This is a genomic window from Cellulosimicrobium protaetiae, from assembly GCF_009708005.2.
Taxonomy (GTDB): domain Bacteria; phylum Actinomycetota; class Actinomycetes; order Actinomycetales; family Cellulomonadaceae; genus Cellulosimicrobium; species Cellulosimicrobium protaetiae.
In genome coordinates, this window is the sequence record NZ_CP052757.1 from 293,759 (window position 1) to 309,769 (window position 16,011).

Consider the following 16,011-nt stretch of genomic DNA (forward strand, 5'->3'; position numbering starts at 1 on the left):
GAGCCGCGACCGCGCGCGGCGGTCACGGAATCCTGGGACGCTGTGCTGGCTCTGGAAGGACGTCTACCGCGTGAAGGAGTCGAGATGATGCGTGTGCGGCCTCGGGCGTGGGTCGGTGTGGCCGTGTGGGTCGTCTACGGCCTGGTGGTGGTCGTGCTGCAGAAGTCCAGCGGCATCCCCTACACCGACTTTGGCGACTCCCCGTCGAACCTGTGGCGCGGTGCGGTCCTGTCCCTGGTCGTCGGCGCAGTCGTCCTGGTCGCCGTCACGACATGGCTCGGCTGGTGGCGTCCCGCCCTGCGCGAGCGTCGCACCACGAGAGCGCGGTGGACGATCATCGCGCCGGCGCTGCTGGTCGTCGCCGTGGTCGGCAACCTCGTGAGCACGACGTGGTCAGCAGTGAGCCTGGAGTTCGTCCTGGCCGCCCTGGCACTGGGTGTCTTCGTCGGGTTCACCGAGGAGCTGACCACACGCGGCGTGCTGCTCGTGGGCCTGCGCGGAAGCGTCGCGGAGATCGGGGTCGCCCTGATCTCGAGCCTGTGCTTCGGCCTCATGCACGGGATCAACATCTTCCTCGGCCAGTCGGTGGCCGCCACCCTGCCGCAGATCGGCCAGGCGTTCCTGCACGGACTGACGTTCTACATCCTGCGCCGGGTGACCGGGTCCTTGATCGCCGCGATGGCCCTGCACGGCGCGTGGGACTTCTCCGTCTTCAGCCTCGAGCAGGCCGGCGGATCGAACCCGTTGGCGATCCTGGCGATCGTCTCCGGCGTCCTTGCGCTCGTCTTCTTCTGGTTCGCCGCCCGGGACGCCCAAGAAGCCGTCGAGGGCCGCGAACCCGACCCCGCCGCCGCGACCGCCTGAGCGGCGAGCATGGACAGGAACGGGCCGGACTCGACCGGCACCAATCTCGCAGAGACCGCCGTGCCCTTCCGGGTCCGCCCGACGGTGTGGGTAGGTCTGGCCGTGGTCGCGGCCTACGCGGTCCTCATCACGATCGACGACCTCCTTCCCGGAGGGAGCGACGGGGACATCGCGGACCCCACGCTCTCCTTCCTGCGCACCCACGTCCTGCCCCTGACGATCATCGCCGTCCTGCTGGTGGCGTTCGTGCGCCGGGCAGGCTGGTGGACTCCGGTCTGGCACGACCCGCCCGACCGCCGCGCGCCGCGGTGGTGGTGGGTGTTCCCCGGCGTCTACCTGGTGGTGATCGCCGGGAACCTGAGCCAGGTCGACTGGGGCCAGGCGACCGGCTACCTGCTCGTCGTGGCGGCCGGCACCCTCCTCGTCGGGTTCACCGAGGAGCTCGCTCTGCGCGGGATCCTGCTCACCGGTGCTCGCGGCTCGTGGCCAGAGCTGCCCGCGTTCTTCCTGACGTGCTTCGTGTTCGGGGCGCTGCACTCCCTGAACCTCGTGCACGGCGCCCCGTTGGTGCCGACCCTGATCCAGGTCGGGGTGACGTCGTTCCTCGGGGCCGTCTACTACGCGGCCCGCCGCACGGGGGGCTTGTGGCTCGCCGTCGTGCTGCACTTCCTGGCCGACTTCGCCCTCTACGCCGCCGGCTACTCCGACTCGAGCAACGGCAACCCGCCCGCCTGGGGAGCGCTGTCGCTGACGCTGCTCGCCGTGCTGAGCATCCCGCTCATCGTCTCGATCGCCCGCGGCACGCGACGACCAGCCTGACCGCCGACCAGAAGAGTCCTCGGGGCCCGCAGTCCTGCGAGCTCCACGCGCGAGCCTTTCAGTACGTCCAGCGCAGCGCCTTCGTGGCCAGGCCGCGCCACTAGCCGACGGTGCGGGCGCGCAGCGTCGCCGCGACCGACGACCAGCCGCCGCGCGACCGCACCAGAACGAGGTCGGCGACCGCGCCGGGGACGAGCGCACCGCGGTCGGAGAGACCCGCCGCCCGCGCGGGGCCGGAGGTGACGAGCGCGACCGCCGCCGGGAGCGAGGCCAGGCCCTCGCGCACGAGCACGTCGACGGCGGCGAGCATCGCCGACGGCACGTAGTCGGACGCGAGCGCGTCGACCAGGCCGAGGGCGACGAGCTCGCGCGCGGAGACGTTGGCCGCGTGCGACCCGCCGCGCACCGCGTTCGGGGCACCTGCGACCACCACGAGACCGGCGGCCCGCGCCGCGCGCGCCGCCTCGACCGTCGTGGGGAACTCTGCGACCGCACCGCCCCGCGCGACGAGGGCCTCGACGTCCGCCGCGGTCTCCGGGTCGTGCCCGGCGAGCCGCACCCGTCCGGCCCGGGCGAGGCCGCCGAGCCAGTCCAGCGAGGCCGCCGCGACGTCCGCACGGGCCTCCCGGTCCGCGCGCCACCGGGCCACGTGGTCGCGCGCGGCGTCCGCGGACATGCCGGCGCGCTCGACGAGCCACCGCTCCATCGTCGCCGGCCGTGCGTACTGCCCGATGCCCGGGGTGTGGTCCTCGTGCGAGACCAGCGGCACCCCGTCCGCCGCGGTGAGCTCCGGCTCGGACGCCGCCTCGTCGAGGACGGCGCGCAGCTCGGCCACCGCGGCGGGGCACCGCACGTCAAGGCGGTGCAGCGCGCGGGCGCCGTCGGCACGGGCCGCGTCGTCCGCGAGCGCCGCGAGCACCTCGCGCGGCTCGGGCTCGCCCGCCGGCAGCCCGACGGGCGTCCGCTCCCCGTAGGCGACGCCGTGGAAGGCGGTGAGGACGCCCCCGGCGGCGAGCCGCGCGGTCGCGGTGCGCACCGCGAGCGGGACGGGCAGCCGCGCGCCGGGGCGGGGGCGCACCTCGTGGCCGAGGACGTCGGTGTGCACGTCGACGAGGCCGGGCAGGAGCAGGGCGCCGCCGCCGTGGAGGTCGGGGCGGGAGCCGCGCGGCGCGGGCCCGACCTCGACGACGCGGCCCGCGCGCACGACGACGCGCGCGTCGTCGACGACGGCGTCGGGTAGCACGGCGGTCACGCCGCCCAGCACGTAGTCGGCCGGAGCACGGGTGAGGTCACGGGCCCCGTGCCCGGCCGCCGGTGCGGGCCGTCCCGCGGCGCCGGGCTCGGCGGTGGTCACAGACATGGACGCATGTTGTCCGGACGACCTGGCGAGACGGTGAACGACAGTTCACCGTCGGTTCACCCGCGCAGGGCCGTCGGTTCGTCCGCACCTTCCAGACTCCAGTCGGCGCCGGCCCCGGTGCCGCCTCGGACGTCACCCCCCGGAGTCGACATGAAGACCACCACCTCCCCCTTCGTCGCCGTGGCCCTCGCGGGCGTCGCGGCGCTCGCCCTGTCCGCGTGCGGGGGGTCGAGCGAGGCCGCCGACGCGTCCGCGACCGGCACGACCGAGAGCGGCTTCCCGGAGGTCCTGCGCCTCGGCGCCATCCCGGCGGAGAACTCGACCGACCTCGCCGCCGGGTACGAGCCGATCATCGCGATGCTCGAGGCCGAGACCGGGTCGGAGGTCGAGGTGAGCCAGGCGTCCGACTACGCGGGCGTCATCGAGGGCCTCATCGCCGACAAGGTCGACATCGCGTTCCTCGGCTCGTTCGCGTACGTCATCGCGACGCACAACGACGCGGCGATCACGCCGCTCGGCGCGGTGATCGAGGAGAAGGGCGCCGAGCCCGGCTACTACTCGCTCGGCATCACGCAGGGCGACAACGCCGAGATCGACGGGCTCGAGGACTTCGCGGGCCGCAGCGTGTGCTTCGTCGACCCGGGCTCCACGTCGGGGTTCCTCTACCCCAGCTCGGGCCTCATCGACGCGGGCGTCATCACGTCGGGCACCGAGAAGGACCTCGCCGCGGGCGTGCAGCCCGTGTTCGCGGGCGGGCACGACGCGTCGGCGCTCGCCGTCGCGGCCGGCGACTGCGAGGCCGGTTTCGCGATGCAGTCGATGGTCGAGGACACGCTGCCCGCGGCGGGCGACCTCGCCGAGGGTGATCTCAAGGAGGTCTGGAAGTCGCCGAAGATCTCGGGCTCGCTGTTCGTCGGCAACGACGCGCTCGGCGAGGAGAACATCGCCACGCTCACGTCGCTCATCACGGAGAAGGCCAACTCGGAGTACCTGCTCTCGCAGGGGTTCTGCGACGGCGAGTGCCTGCTGACGGACGAGGACGCGTGGGGCTTCGCGCCCGCGCAGGACTCCGACTACGACGGCACGCGCGAGGTCTGCACGCTCACGAAGTCGGACAAGTGCCAGGGCTGACCGTGCCCGCCGCGCCGGTGGCGACGGAGCCGCTCGTCCGGGTGCGTGGTCTGGTCAAGGAGTTCGACGGGACCACGGCCCTGGCGGGCGTCGACCTCGACGTCGCGCGCGGCGAGCTGCTCGTCCTGCTGGGCCTGTCGGGCTCCGGCAAGTCGACGCTCCTGCGCTGCCTCAACGGGCTCCAGCGCCCGACCGCGGGCGAGGTGACAGTCGCGGGGACGCGCGTGGACCGCGCGTCGTCGCGCGAGCTGCGCCGGCTGCGCACCGAGGTGGGCTTCGTGTTCCAGCAGTTCAACCTCGTCGCCCGCCTCACGTGCCTGGAGAACGTCCTCGTCGGCGGGCTCGGGCGCGTGCGCGGCCCGCGGTACGGGATCTCGACGTACTCGCGCCGCATGCGCGCCGAGGCGCTCGCCCACATCGAGCGCGTCGGCCTCGCGGACCAGGCGTACCAGCGCGCGGACACGCTCTCGGGCGGGCAGCAGCAGCGGGTCGCGATCGCGCGCACGCTGATGCAGCGGCCCCAGCTCGTGCTCGCGGACGAGCCGGTCGCGTCCCTCGACCCGGAGAACGCGGGCGCGGTCATGGACCTGTTCGTGCGCGTGTGCGCCGAGGAAGGGCTGACCGTGGTGTGCACGCTGCACCAGGTCGACCTCGCGCTCGGCTGGGCGGACCGCCTCGTGGGGCTGCGGCACGGGGAGAAGGTCCTCGACCGTCCCGCCGCAGGCCTCACGCGGGACGAGGCGCTGGCCATCTACCGGCGCGTCGAGCCGGGCACCGGCGCGAGCGAGGTCGTGGCCGGGTCGGGCGCGGCCGCCGACCTCGCCGGCGACACCGCGCGGCGCTCCCGCGCGCGGGTACCGGCGTGACCGCGCCCGCGCCCGCACCGGAGGCGACGCGCGCGGTCCGGGAGGCCCACGCCCCGACGACTCCCCCGCCGCTCCCCGCGCGCCCGCGCACCCCACGCCGGCAGCTCGTGCTGCGCGGGCTGGCCGGGGGCGCGGTGGTCGCGACGCTCGTCGCGGCGTCGTCCATCGGGCTCGACCTGCCCACGCTGGTCGCCGGCGGCGAGGACGTCGCGAACCTCGTCGAACGCATGCTGCCGCCGCGCGTCGACGACCCCGCCCGGATCGCGACGCTCGCCCTGGACACGGTCCTCATGGCGTTCCTCGGCACGGTGCTCGCGACGGTCCTGTCGGTCCCGCTCGCGTTCCTCGCCGCCCGCACGACGACGCCGCACCCCGCCGTAGCGGCCGTCGCGCGCGCGGTCATCACGTTCTGCCGCGCCGTGCCCGACCTCGTCTTCGCCGTGCTGTTCGTCCGGGCCCTCGGCCTCGGCGTCCTGCCCGGGGTCCTCGCGCTCGCGCTGCACTCCGTGGGCATGCTCGGCAAGCTCTTCGCGGACGCGATCGAGGATGCCGACCCAGGCCCGCGCGAGGCCGTGCGCAGCGTGGGCGTCGGGAGGCTGCGCGAGCTGCTGAACGGCGTCGTGCCGCAGGTCGTGCCGGCGTGGGTGTCGGCGTTCGTCTACCGGGTCGACATCAACCTGCGGACGTCGGTGGTGCTCGGGTTCGTCGGCGCGGGCGGCATCGGGTTCGCCCTCCAGGACGCCCTGCGGGGCCTCGTGTACCCCAAGGCGCTCGGGATCGTCGCCGTCATCCTGGTGCTGATCGCCGTCATGGAGCTGCTGGCGGTCGCGGTCCGGCGGACGCTGCTCGCACCGCGCCGGCCGCGGTTCCGCCGCGACCGGGCCGTGCGCTGGGTCTCGGGAGGCGCTGCGGCGGCCCTCGTCGTCGTCTCCTTCGTCCGCCTCGACATCGACCCGCTCGCCGTCGTCACCTCGGTCCCCAGCCTGCTCGAGGTCGCCGGCCGCACGTTCCCGCCCGACCTCACCTCGCTCGGTCCCGCGCTGTGGGAGGCGATGCTCCAGACGCTCGCGATCGGGCTCGTCGCCACGGGGATCGGGGTCGTGCTGTCCCTGCCGCTGGGCCTGCTCGCCGCGCGCACCGTGGCCCCGCACCCCGTCGTCTACGCGGCCGCGCGCACGACCATCCTCGTCGTCCGGGCGATCCCCGAGCTCATCCTCGCCGTCGTCTTCGTCGCCGCCGTGGGCCTCGGGCCCGTCGCCGGGGCGATGGCCCTCGGCATCGGCTCGATCGGGTTCCTCGGCAAGCTCGTCGCCGACGCGGTCGAGGAGATCCCGCCGGGCCCCGCGGAGGCGGTGCGTTCGGTCGGCGGCGGCTGGTGGAAGGTCCTCTTCTCCGCCGTCCTGCCGCAGGGGATGCCGTCGATCGTCGGGTCGGGCCTGTACCTGCTCGACGTCAACATCCGCACCTCGACGATCCTCGGGATCGTCGGCGCGGGCGGCGTCGGGTTCCTCCTCTTCGAGGCGGTCCGCACCCTCCACTTCGAGGTGGCCGGCGGGATCGTCCTCCTCGTGTTCCTCGTCGTCCTCGTCATCGAGAGGCTCTCCGGATGGATCCGCGCACAGCTGACCTGACCACCGTCGCGCTCTGGGAGGGAGGCACCGCCGTACGGCTCGCCGAGGTCCCGCTGCCCGACCTCATGCCGGGCGAGGTCCTCGTCCGGGTCCGGCTCGCGACCGTGTGCGGCAGCGACCGGCACACCGTCACCGGACGACGGCGCTCGCCGGCACCGTCCGTCCTCGGCCACGAGGCCGTGGGCGAGGTCGTGGGTCTCGGGCCCGACGGCGCCCGCTCCGTGGACGGGCGCCCGCTCCGCCCGGGCGACCGCGTGGTCCCCGGCGTCGCCGTCGCGTGCGGCGCGTGCGACCGCTGCCTCGCCGGCCGGACCGCGAAGTGCCGCGCCGTCCGCAAGGTGGGGCACGAGTCCTTCGAGTCCGAGTGGGCGCTGAGCGGCACCTACGCCCGGCACCTCGTGCTGCCCGCCGGCGCGACCCTCGCCCGGGTACCCGCCCGGCTGCCCGACGAGCTCGCCGCGCCCGCGGCGTGCGCGACCGCGACCGTGATGGCGGTCGTCGAGGCCGCCGGCCCGCTCGCGGGCCGGCGGGTGCTCGTGAGCGGGGCCGGGATGCTCGGCATCACGGCCGTGGCCGCCGCGCGCGACGCCGGGGCGGCCGAGGTCGTCGTGACCGACCCGGACCCCGCGCGGCGCGGGCTCGCGCTCCGGTTCGGCGCGACCTCCGCGCGCGCCGTCGACGAGCCCGTCGGCCTCGTCGACGTCGCGATCGAGCTCTCCGGGGCGAGCCCCGCCGTCGCGCGCTGCCTCGACGTGCTCGACGTCGGCGGCCGCCTCGTGCTCGCCGGGTCCGTGGCGCCCGCGCCCGCCGTCGCGGTCGACCCGGAGCGCGTCGTGCGGGGATGGCTCACGGTCACGGGCGTCCACAACTACGAGCCGCGGCACCTGGGCGCGGCGCTCGACCTGCTCGACCGCACGCGCGACGTCGTCCCGTGGCGCGAGCTCGTGTCGGCGCCCGTCCCGCTCGACGCCCTGGGCGACGTGCTCGCCGGATCTCCCGGCACGGCCCCCCGCGTCGCGGTCCGCCCGTGACGGACGGGTCAGGCCTCGCCGAGCTCCAGCACGACGCGGACCGCGTCGGCGCGCACCCACCGCTCCGTGGACAGCAACGGGCGACCGCCGACGCCGTCGCGCGCGAGGCTCGCGATGAGCCACGCCGGGTCGCCGGGGCGGCAGCCGAGCCCTGCGCTCGCGTCGTCCGGTACCGACTCCATGCTCGCCCGGGTCCAGGCGCGCTCCGGCACCACGCGCGCGGACTGGCGCAGGATCGTGTCGAGCGACTCCTCGTGCCGCAGCGCCGCCGGCAGCTCGGGCACGAGCGCGGCTGCCAGCCACTCGACGCCCCACGCCGCGGGCATGCCGTCGATGAACGACCGGCGCACGAGGCGGAAGCCCGCCGTGCCGGGCGCGGTCTCCAGGGCCGCCGCGACGTCGTCGGGCAGCGGCACCTCGTCGCACGCGAGCACGACGGCGCGCGGCTCCGCGCCCACGGCGCGCAGCGTCCGGCTCCACGACGGCGCGCGACCCGGTGCCACCAGGTAGTCGACCCGGCGCCGGGTGAACGTGCCCTGGCCCTGGATCCGGCTCACGAGCATGCGCCGCTCGAGCTCGGCGAGCGCCGCGCGCGCTGCGGCCCGCCCGACGCCGAACCGCTGCCCCACCTCCGCCTCGGACGCCACGCGCGTCCCGGGCGGGAGCCGCGTGAGCTCCTCGGCGAGCACGCGCACGATCTCGGTCGACCTCGTCACGGGCGGACCGTACCGCCCGCAGGTGGACCCCCGGTGAACTCGACCCCTGACGGAAGGACCCTCATGCCCCGCCCCACCCCCGCCCACGTCGTCGTCGTCGGGGCCGGAGTCGTCGGCCTCGGCGCCGCTGCCGAGGCGCACCGGCGCGGCCACCGCGTGACCGTCGTCGAGCAGGCGTCCGCCGTCGTCGGCTCCTCGGTGCAGAACTTTGGCCACGTCTGCACGACGGCGCAGGCCGGCCAGGCGCGCACGTACGCGCTCGCCGCCCGCGAGCGCTGGCTCGCGCTCGGTGCCGCGGCCGGGTTCGCGGTCGCCCCGGTCGGCACGCACGTCGTCGCCCGCACGGCGGCCGAGCTGCGCCTGCTCGGCGAGCTCGCGGACGAGCGCGGCGCGGACGAGGTGCGCCTGCTCGGAGCCGACGAGGCCCGGGCCGCGCTTCCCGTCCGGGCGGCGGACGTCGTCGGCGCGGCGCACCTGCCGCTCGACCTCCAGGTGGACCCGCGCGCGGCCGCGCCGGCGCTCGCGGCCTGGCTGGCGTCGCAGGGCGTCGAGTTCCGGTGGCGCACCGCCGCGCGCACCGTGCGCACGGGACGGGTCGAGACGACGCGCGGGCCGCTCGACGCGGACGTTGTCGTCGTGGCCACGCACCACGACCTCGACCGCCTCCTGCCGGACGTCGCCGCGTCCGTGGGGCTGCGCCGCTGCCGGCTCCACATGCTCCGCGTCCGCCCCGGGTCGCCGCTCGGGCTCCGCACCCCGCTGCTCACCGGCTGGTCGACCGTGCGCTACGCGGCGCTCACCGCGTGCCCCTCCGCGCCGGACGTCGCCGCGGAGCTGTCCGCGGCCGACCCCGACGCGGCGCGGTGGGACGTCAATCTCATGGCGACGCCGCAGGCCGACGGCACGCTCCTCCTCGGCGACACGCACGCGCGCGGCAACGACGCGCCCGTCTTCCAGGACGAGGCGGGCTTCGAGGTGCTGCTGCGCCTCGCCCGCGACCTGTTCGGCCGCGACGACCTCGCCGTCGTCGAGCGCTGGCAGGGCACGTACGCCTCGGCGCCCGACCGCGAGCTCCTCCTGGCCGAGCCCGAGCCCGGCGTCCACGTCGCGACGGTGACGACCGGCATCGGCATGACCACGGGCCTCGGGCTCGCCGCCGACGCCCTCGACCGCGCAGGCCTCCCCGACCTCTCCTGACGGCGCGCGACCTCCGCCCGCCCCCGCAACGCACCACCCCATCGGAAGGACACCACCGTGATCGCTCTCGCAGCCTTCGACATCGCCGGCACGACCGTGGAGGAGGGAGGGGCCGTCTACCGCGCGCTGCACGACGCGGTGCGCCGGCACGGCAGCACCGCCGACGTCGACGACGTCGCGCGCTGGATGGGCGCCGACAAGCGCACCGCCATCCGCGCGCTGCTCGCGCTCGGCGGCGACTCGACGGCCGTCGAGGAGACCTTCGCCGACTTCGAGCGGATCCTGCGCGAGACGTACGACGCGACCCCGCCCGTCGCGATGCCCGGGGCGCTCGAGACGTTCGCCTCCCTCCGGGAGCAGGGGGCGCGGATCGCCCTCACGACCGGCTTCTCCGCCGTCGTCACCGGGCTCCTGCTCGACCGGCTCGGGTGGCGGGCGGGCGTCGTCGACGCCGTCGTCACGACCGACGACGTCCCCGCCGGCCGCCCAGCGCCGTACATGGTGCACCGGGCGATGGAGCGCACGGGCATCACCGACGTCGCGCAGGTCCTCACCGTGGGCGACACGGTGCTCGACCTGCGCGCCGGGACGCAGGCCGGTGCGCGCGTCGTCGTCGGCGTGCTCAGCGGCGGGGTCCCGCGCGCGGTCCTCGAGGCGGCGCCGCACACCCACGTCGTCGACAGCGTGGCCGACCTGCCCGCCGTGCTCGACGAGGTCGCGGACGGGGCTCACGAGCCCGAGCCCGCGCGCTGACGTGCCCGGGGCGGTCCGCGGTCCCTCTCGGACCGCCCCGGCACCGCTCCACGTTCGTGGGCGGCTCCGCGTAGGTTGGTCCCATGCGGATCGGAGCCCACCTCGACCAGTCGGACGTCGTCGCGCAGGCAGCGAGCATCGGCGCGGACGTCGCCCAGGTCTTCCTCGGCGACCCCCAGTCCTGGAAGGGACCGGAGTTCACCTTCCCCGGCGGGGCGGAGGCGCTGAAGGCCGCGGCGGCGGCGGCCGACCTCGAGCTCGTCGTGCACGCGCCGTACGTCATCAACGTCGCGAGCCCCAACAACCGCATCCGCATCCCGAGCCGCAAGCTGCTCCAGCAGATCGTCGACGGCGCGGCGGCGGTCGGGGCGACGGGCGTCGTGGTCCACGGCGGTCACGTCACCGCGAAGGAGGACCCGGAGAAGGGGTTCGACAACTGGCGCAAGGCGATCGACGCGCTCCAGACGGACGTCACGGTCTACGTCGAGAACACCGCGGGCGGTGACTTCTCCATGGCCCGGCGCCTCGAGCGCATCGAGGGCCTGTGGGCCGCGATCCAGCAGGCCGACGGCGCGGACACCGTGGGCTTCTGCCTCGACACGTGCCACGCGTGGGCGGGCGGCATCGACCTCACGACGGCGGTCGACCAGGTCCGCGCGATCACGGGCCGGGTGGACCTCGTGCACCTCAACAACAGCCGCGACACCGCCGGGTCCGGCGCCGACCGCCACGCGGGCCTCACGGCCGGCACGATCGACCCGGAGCTCCTGCTCGGCGTCGTCCGGGCGGCCGGGACGTCGGTCGTGTGCGAGACGCACGCGGACGTCCCCGCCGACGTCGCGTGGCTGCGCGAGCAGCTCGGCTGACCGTGACCGACCCGCGGCCGATGCGGCTCCGCAACGCGACGGTGGACGCGCGCGACCCGCGCGCGCTCGCCGAGTTCTACCGCCGCCTCACCGGCTGGGAGTACACCCCCGGGCACGAGCAGAGCGACCCGGCCGGCGACGACTGGCTGTCGCTCCAGATCCCCGGCGGCGCGTCGCGCCTCGCCTTCCAGCGGTCCGACGCCGACGTCCCGCCGTGGCCCGGCGGCGCCCGGGTGCACGTCGACCTCGACGTGCCCGACCTTGCCGCGGCGCACGAGCACGCACTCGCGTGCGGCGCGCGCCCGCTGACGGGGACGCCGGAGGAGGAGGGCCACCCCGACGACCTCTTCCGCGTCTACGCCGACCCCGAGGGCCACCCGTTCTGCCTCAGCTCGCCGCCGCTCGACCACGCCTGACGGTGATGACGTGAGCGAGCCCCGCAGCGGTCCTCCGGACTCCCGACGCCGCGGGGCCCAGGGTCAGCGCGAGCCTGCGCCCCACCTCGGGCAGAGACTGGTCCCATGGCCTCGACGTCGGGTTCGAGCACCGCGCGCACCGTCGTGGCGCTCGGGCTGCTCCTGAGCGCGAGCCTGCTCGTCGCCTGCTCGTCCGGGCTCGACCCGAGCCCGACGCCCGCGGGGAGCTCCTCGGCCACACCCGCCCCCGGGCCGTCGGACCGCTCGACACCGCCCGAGCCGACGGCATCCGCTCCCGCCGCTGCGGCGGACCAGGGCGGCCCCGCGGCGCAGGACGTCCCCGCGTCGGCGCCGCCCGCGGTCCCGCAGGCGCCCGTCTTCGAGAGCACCGTCTCCGAGATCGACGCCGGCCTCGCGGCGCGCATGACTCCCTCGTCCTGGCGCGAGGGCTGCCCGGTGCCCCTCTCCGACCTGCGGTACCTGACGCTGAGCCACCGCACGTTCGAGGGTGGCGTCGCGACGGGCGAGCTCGTCGTCCACGCGGACGTCGCGGACGGGGTGGTGACCGTGTTCCGCACGCTCTTCGACGCCGGGTACCCGATCCGGTCGATGCGCCTCGTCGACGACTTCGGCGGGGACGACGACGCGAGCATGGCGGCGGACAACACGTCGGCCTTCAACTGCCGCCCCGTCGCGGGCACGGACCGGTGGTCCGAGCACTCCTTCGGGCGCGCGATCGACGTCAATCCCGTCGAGAACCCGTGGGTCCGCGGCACGGCGGTCGCTCCGCCCGCCGGTGCCGCCTTCGTCGCACGCGAGCCCGCACCCGGCGTCGTCCTGCCCGACGACGTCGTGGTGCGGGCGTTCGCCGCTGCCGGCTGGTCGTGGGGCGGGGCCTGGGAGAGCCCCGTGGACTACCAGCACTTCTCGACGACCGGACGGTAGCGGGAGGGACGCGGCTCGCCCGCGCCCGGGCGGGCCGGTCAGTAACCCGACCCGGCTGCGGGGGCGGCGTCCATGATCTCGGTGCCGTCCGGCGCGACGACGTACCAGACGCCGTTGACCCCCTGACCCGACACGTCGCCCGGGGCCTGGTCGGCCGCGTACGTGTAGACGGGGCGGCCGTCGACCGTGACCTGGAGCTCGCCGTCGACGCCGGTGATGGTGCCGACCTCGGCCGTGACGCCCTCGACCTCGGGCTCCGCGCTCGCCGCGTGGACCGCGGGCCACGCGGCGGCGCACTCGCCCTCGCACGCGCTCGTCCCGGAGCCCTTCGTGTCCTTGTCGTAGTAGTAGACGGTCATCCCCTCGCCGTCGACGACGATGGTGCCCAGCGAGGAGTCCGCCGTGCCGAGAACGGCCCCGGCGCCGCCGGGCGAGCCGTCGTCGGTCGACCCGGAGGTGCTGTCGCCCGTCGGGCCGGAGGGCGTGGCGTCGTCGTCACCGCCCCCGTACAGGCCGCCTCCCCCGCCGGAGCACCCGGCGAGAGCGGCCACGAGGAGTGCTGCGGCAGCCCCGGCAGCCCAGCCCCTGACGGTCGGGGCGGCCATGGCGGTGGTGGTCAGGGTGCGTCGCATGTCGACTCCTCGAGAGGACGGTCGGGGTCGCGAGCACGGCCCCTACTCTCACGACGGCGCGGCTCGCCGTGCGGTTCATCGGGTCGCACGGCGAGACTCGACTGAACCGATCGGGTGGCTGCCTCGTCTCCCTGGGTGACGGGGTCGACGGAGGATGATCGGAAGGAGCGGACGTGCGCAGGAGGACGAAGGTGCTGGTGGGGGTCGGGGTCGGCGTCGTGGTGCTGGGCGGTGCGGTGGTCGCGTTCGGCCCCGGTCTGTACGCGGACTGGAACAACCGCGCCGCGGCCGAGGAGCCGACGCTCGACGCGTCGTCGGGCGACGCGGGAGCGCTGGACCCGGCGAGCCTCGCGGGCGACTGGACCGTGGCCGACGGCTCCTACGCCGGGTACCGCGTCCACGAGGTGCTGCAGGGCGAGGACGTCACGGTGACCGGCCGGACCGACGAGGTCACCGGGTCGTTCACCGTCGCCGACGGCGCGCTCACGGAGGCGACGATCGAGGTCGACATGGCGAGCGTCGCGACCGACGAGCCGCCGCGCGACGCGTACTTCCGCGGCGACGCGCTCGAGGTCGGGACCTACCCGACCGCGACGTTCGCGCTCACGTCCCCCGTCGAGCTCCCCTCCGGCTCGGCAGACGTCGAGCTCGCGGGCGACCTGACGATCCACGGCGTGACGCAGGCCGTCACGGTCGAGGCGCAGGTCGGCACAACCGCCGACGGCGTCCAGGTGGTCGGCAGCGTGCCGATCACGTTCTCCGACTACGACGTCGCGGCGCCGAGCCTCGGGTTCGTCACGGTCGACGACACGGGCAGCGTCGAGTTCGGTCTCGACCTCGTGCCGGCGTCCGGGTCGTGACGGACGGGGAGGTGCCGCGCGTGCGCGCCGACGCCGACGACCTGCTGCGGGCGGTCCACGCCGCGCACGGTCCCGCGCTGGAGCGTTACGTCGCGCGCCTCACCGACGACCCCGCGCAGGCGCAGGACGTGGTCCAGGAGACGCTGCTGCGCGCGTGGCGCCACCCCGAGGTGCTCGAGCGCCCGGAGGGCTCGGTGCGCGCCTGGCTCTTCACGGTCGCGCGCAACCTCGTCGTCGACGAGCTGCGCAGCGCGCACCACCGGCGCGAGCTCGCGAGCGCCGACGTGCCCGACCACGGCGAGGCGGACGCGACGCAGGCCGTCCTCGACGCGTGGCTCGTCGCGGACGCCCTGGTGTCGTTGTCCCCCGAGCACCGGGCGGTCGTCGTCGACGCGTACTACCACGGGCGTTCCGTGGCCGAGATGGCAACGGCGCACGGCGTCCCGCCCGGGACGGTGAAGTCCCGCATGCACTACGCGCTCCGCGCGCTGAGGCTCGCGCTGCAGGAGAAGGGAGTCTCGTCATGACCACCACCCCTCCCCCGGACCCGTACCGCGAGTGGGACGCGGCCTACGTGCTGGGCGCGCTGAGCCCGCACGACCGCCGCACGTTCGAGCAGCACCTGGCCACGTGCCCGGCGTGCCGCGAGGCCGTCGGCGAGCTCGCCGGCATGCCAGGGATCCTTGGCATGCTCACCGCGGAGCACGCCGACGCGCTCGTGGACGGCACGGGCGACGCGGGCGCCCGGGGCGATGCGAACGGCGCGTCCGACGAGGGCGTCGTCGTCCCGCTCGCCGTCGTCGCGGCCGGTGCGCGGCGCCGTCAGGTCCGACGCCGGGCGCTGCTCGGGGCAGCCGCCGCCGGGCTGGTCGTGGCGGGCGTAGCGGGCGGCATGGCCGTCACCCGCCCGGACGACGCCTCGCCGCCGGTCGCGGCCGGGACGACGGAGGTCGCGCTGGAGCCGGTCGGCGCGACCGACGTGCGCGCCGACCTCACGCTCACCTCGGCAGCGTGGGGCACGCGCCTCGACTGGTCGTGCTCGTACCCCGTCGGGGAGTGGGAGGACGGCGCGACGTACCAGCTCGTCCTCGTGGACGACGCCGGCGCCCGGGAGGTCGTCGCCACGTGGTCGTCCACGGAGGCGGGGAGCTCCGACGGGCTCGGCGCGTCGTCCGCCGTCCCGGTCGACGGGATCGCGCGCCTCGAGCTCGGGGTCGTGGGCGTGGACGGCGCGCTGGCCGCCGCCGACGTCTGATCCACCGGCGGCGCGTCAGGCCACCGGGACCGCGACCTCCAGGACCGGGCCGGGGCCGCCCGCCGCCCACGTGGGGAGGTAGATCTCCCGGTTGTCCCCCGCGGGCGCGCCGTCTGTCAGCGCGTGCCCCGACGACAGGTGGTCGTGGACCAGGACGAGCCGGGCCTGGTCGTCCGCCTCGGCGGCGGTCAGCGCGACGTACGCCTCGTCGTGCGGGCCGTCCGTGGTGAGGACGAACCCCGGGGGCGGCCGCACGGCGTCGACCACGGGGACCTGCACGGTGACGCGCGCGGCGAACTCCTCGGTCGCGCGCTCGTGGTACTCGACGTACGGGTGCCCGGCGAGCACGGACCGCACGTACTCGCCGGTCGCGAGCGACTCCGGGACGGAGGACCGCCGCGCGCCCCACACCGTGTCGAAGGCCGCGACGGCGTCCGGTGCGCCCAGCACCTCCTCGACCTCGGCAAGGGACAGGTCGACCTCCCGCAGGAGCCGTACCTGCCGGGCCCGCGCCACCTGACCGTCGTCGAGCAGGCGCGGCCCGCCGTCCGTGTCCCGCCGGGCGGTGAGCAGCCCCCGGTCCACGTACAGGCGGACCGCCTTCTCGCTCAGTCCCGTGGCGCGGGCCACCTGGCCCGTCGTGTGCATGTCCATGTTCGCGACGCTAGG

18 protein-coding genes are annotated in these 16,011 nt (G+C 75.6%); 14 read left to right on the forward strand and 4 right to left on the reverse strand.

Going from position 1 to position 16,011, the window contains the following annotated elements:
* Positions 1-87 precede the first annotated feature (87 nt).
* Together FIC82_RS01275 and FIC82_RS01280 are read left to right on the forward strand one after the other, a co-directional pair.
* On the forward strand, positions 88-864 hold the full coding sequence (locus FIC82_RS01275; RefSeq protein ID WP_168731379.1) for a CPBP family intramembrane glutamic endopeptidase: 777 nt from the start codon (positions 88-90) through the stop codon (positions 862-864).
* 9 nt (positions 865-873) lie between these two features.
* Positions 874-1,683: a CPBP family intramembrane glutamic endopeptidase gene (locus FIC82_RS01280; RefSeq protein WP_154797263.1), complete on the forward strand. Its 810-nt coding sequence runs from the start codon at positions 874-876 to the stop codon at positions 1,681-1,683.
* A gap of 100 nt (positions 1,684-1,783) precedes the next feature.
* Here FIC82_RS01280 and FIC82_RS01285 read toward each other — a convergent pair whose 3' ends face one another.
* Positions 1,784-3,043 (reverse strand): alpha-D-ribose 1-methylphosphonate 5-triphosphate diphosphatase, encoded by a 1,260-nt coding sequence (locus FIC82_RS01285; RefSeq protein ID WP_154797264.1) that lies wholly within the window; start codon positions 3,041-3,043, stop codon positions 1,784-1,786.
* Between the two features lie 150 nt (positions 3,044-3,193).
* On the opposite strand from FIC82_RS01285, the gene FIC82_RS01290 reads away from it, so the two are divergent.
* Genes FIC82_RS01290 through FIC82_RS01305 form a run of 4 tightly spaced genes read left to right on the forward strand, consistent with a single transcriptional unit; the run spans position 3,194 to position 7,702 of the window.
* Positions 3,194-4,174: a phosphate/phosphite/phosphonate ABC transporter substrate-binding protein gene (locus FIC82_RS01290; protein ID WP_154797265.1), complete on the forward strand. Its 981-nt coding sequence runs from the start codon at positions 3,194-3,196 to the stop codon at positions 4,172-4,174.
* A gap of 2 nt (positions 4,175-4,176) precedes the next feature.
* Positions 4,177-5,040 (forward strand): phosphonate ABC transporter ATP-binding protein, encoded by an 864-nt coding sequence (gene phnC / locus FIC82_RS01295; RefSeq protein WP_253691319.1) that lies wholly within the window; start codon positions 4,177-4,179, stop codon positions 5,038-5,040.
* Positions 5,037-6,671 (forward strand): phosphonate ABC transporter, permease protein PhnE, encoded by a 1,635-nt coding sequence (gene phnE / locus FIC82_RS01300; protein ID WP_168731380.1) that lies wholly within the window; start codon positions 5,037-5,039, stop codon positions 6,669-6,671. Before phnC ends, phnE begins: the two co-directional genes overlap by 4 nt.
* Positions 6,647-7,702 (forward strand): zinc-binding dehydrogenase, encoded by a 1,056-nt coding sequence (locus FIC82_RS01305; protein WP_154797266.1) that lies wholly within the window; start codon positions 6,647-6,649, stop codon positions 7,700-7,702. The genes phnE and FIC82_RS01305 overlap by 25 nt, the downstream gene beginning before the upstream one ends.
* Positions 7,703-7,710: 8 nt before the next feature.
* Here the strand turns inward: FIC82_RS01305 and FIC82_RS01310 are convergent, their stop codons facing one another.
* Positions 7,711-8,418: a GntR family transcriptional regulator gene (locus tag FIC82_RS01310; RefSeq protein WP_168731381.1), complete on the reverse strand. Its 708-nt coding sequence runs from the start codon at positions 8,416-8,418 to the stop codon at positions 7,711-7,713.
* A gap of 63 nt (positions 8,419-8,481) precedes the next feature.
* Here FIC82_RS01310 and FIC82_RS01315 point away from each other — a divergent pair, with 63 nt between their 5' ends.
* The 5 genes from FIC82_RS01315 (at position 8,482) to FIC82_RS01335 (ending at position 12,595) form a co-directional block, all read left to right on the forward strand.
* Positions 8,482-9,615, forward strand: a complete 1,134-nt coding sequence (locus FIC82_RS01315; RefSeq protein ID WP_154797268.1) for a TIGR03364 family FAD-dependent oxidoreductase — start codon at positions 8,482-8,484, stop codon at positions 9,613-9,615.
* Positions 9,616-9,672: 57 nt separating this feature from the next.
* Complete coding sequence (locus FIC82_RS01320) at positions 9,673-10,368, forward strand: phosphonatase-like hydrolase (RefSeq protein ID WP_168731382.1); 696 nt, start codon at positions 9,673-9,675, stop codon at positions 10,366-10,368.
* Between the two features lie 83 nt (positions 10,369-10,451).
* A complete protein-coding gene (locus FIC82_RS01325) occupies positions 10,452-11,234 on the forward strand; it encodes a deoxyribonuclease IV (RefSeq protein ID WP_154797269.1) in 783 nt (260 codons plus the stop codon).
* A 2-nt stretch (positions 11,235-11,236) separates the two neighbouring features.
* Entirely contained in the window at positions 11,237-11,650 is a 414-nt protein-coding gene (locus FIC82_RS01330) for a VOC family protein (protein ID WP_253691320.1), read from the forward strand.
* A 105-nt stretch (positions 11,651-11,755) separates the two neighbouring features.
* On the forward strand, positions 11,756-12,595 hold the full coding sequence (locus tag FIC82_RS01335) for a M15 family metallopeptidase (RefSeq protein ID WP_154797270.1): 840 nt from the start codon (positions 11,756-11,758) through the stop codon (positions 12,593-12,595).
* Between the two features lie 38 nt (positions 12,596-12,633).
* Here the strand turns inward: FIC82_RS01335 and FIC82_RS01340 are convergent, their stop codons facing one another.
* Positions 12,634-13,227 carry a COG4315 family predicted lipoprotein gene (locus tag FIC82_RS01340; RefSeq protein WP_253691322.1) on the reverse strand — a complete coding sequence of 198 codons (594 nt, stop codon included), beginning with the start codon at positions 13,225-13,227 and terminating at the stop codon, positions 12,634-12,636.
* A 173-nt stretch (positions 13,228-13,400) separates the two neighbouring features.
* Between FIC82_RS01340 and FIC82_RS20720 the strand changes: the two genes are divergently transcribed.
* Genes FIC82_RS20720 through FIC82_RS01350 form a run of 3 tightly spaced genes read left to right on the forward strand, consistent with a single transcriptional unit; the run spans position 13,401 to position 15,342 of the window.
* The gene (locus FIC82_RS20720; protein ID WP_216609953.1) at positions 13,401-14,087 is read left to right on the forward strand and encodes a YceI family protein; all 687 of its coding nucleotides are present in this window, start codon (positions 13,401-13,403) and stop codon (positions 14,085-14,087) included.
* Between the two features lie 20 nt (positions 14,088-14,107).
* Positions 14,108-14,614 carry a sigma-70 family RNA polymerase sigma factor gene (locus FIC82_RS20725; protein ID WP_269808399.1) on the forward strand — a complete coding sequence of 169 codons (507 nt, stop codon included), beginning with the start codon at positions 14,108-14,110 and terminating at the stop codon, positions 14,612-14,614.
* Complete coding sequence (locus FIC82_RS01350; RefSeq protein WP_154797271.1) at positions 14,611-15,342, forward strand: anti-sigma factor family protein; 732 nt, start codon at positions 14,611-14,613, stop codon at positions 15,340-15,342. The genes FIC82_RS20725 and FIC82_RS01350 overlap by 4 nt, the downstream gene beginning before the upstream one ends.
* A 15-nt stretch (positions 15,343-15,357) precedes the next feature.
* Here the strand turns inward: FIC82_RS01350 and FIC82_RS01355 are convergent, their stop codons facing one another.
* The gene (locus FIC82_RS01355; RefSeq protein WP_154797272.1) at positions 15,358-15,996 is read right to left on the reverse strand and encodes a MerR family transcriptional regulator; all 639 of its coding nucleotides are present in this window, start codon (positions 15,994-15,996) and stop codon (positions 15,358-15,360) included.
* Positions 15,997-16,011: the final 15 nt, after the last annotated feature.

Bases quoted from the DNA above. Each gene is read 5' to 3' on its own strand.
- FIC82_RS01355 (WP_154797272.1), bottom strand. From the start codon at position 15,996: ATGGACATGCACACGACGGGCCAGGTGGCCCGCGCCACGGGACTGAGC.
- FIC82_RS01290 (WP_154797265.1), top strand. From the start codon at position 3,194: ATGAAGACCACCACCTCCCCCTTCGTCGCCGTGGCCCTCGCGGGCGTC.
- FIC82_RS01305 (WP_154797266.1), top strand. From the start codon at position 6,647: ATGGATCCGCGCACAGCTGACCTGACCACCGTCGCGCTCTGGGAGGGA.
- FIC82_RS01325 (WP_154797269.1), top strand. From the start codon at position 10,452: ATGCGGATCGGAGCCCACCTCGACCAGTCGGACGTCGTCGCGCAGGCA.
- FIC82_RS01340 (WP_253691322.1), bottom strand. From the start codon at position 13,227: ATGCGACGCACCCTGACCACCACCGCCATGGCCGCCCCGACCGTCAGG.
- FIC82_RS01335 (WP_154797270.1), top strand. From the start codon at position 11,756: ATGGCCTCGACGTCGGGTTCGAGCACCGCGCGCACCGTCGTGGCGCTC.
- FIC82_RS01285 (WP_154797264.1), bottom strand. From the start codon at position 3,043: ATGTCTGTGACCACCGCCGAGCCCGGCGCCGCGGGACGGCCCGCACCG.
- FIC82_RS01280 (WP_154797263.1), top strand. From the start codon at position 874: ATGGACAGGAACGGGCCGGACTCGACCGGCACCAATCTCGCAGAGACC.
- FIC82_RS01275 (WP_168731379.1), top strand. From the start codon at position 88: ATGCGTGTGCGGCCTCGGGCGTGGGTCGGTGTGGCCGTGTGGGTCGTC.
- FIC82_RS01315 (WP_154797268.1), top strand. From the start codon at position 8,482: ATGCCCCGCCCCACCCCCGCCCACGTCGTCGTCGTCGGGGCCGGAGTC.
- FIC82_RS01350 (WP_154797271.1), top strand. From the start codon at position 14,611: ATGACCACCACCCCTCCCCCGGACCCGTACCGCGAGTGGGACGCGGCC.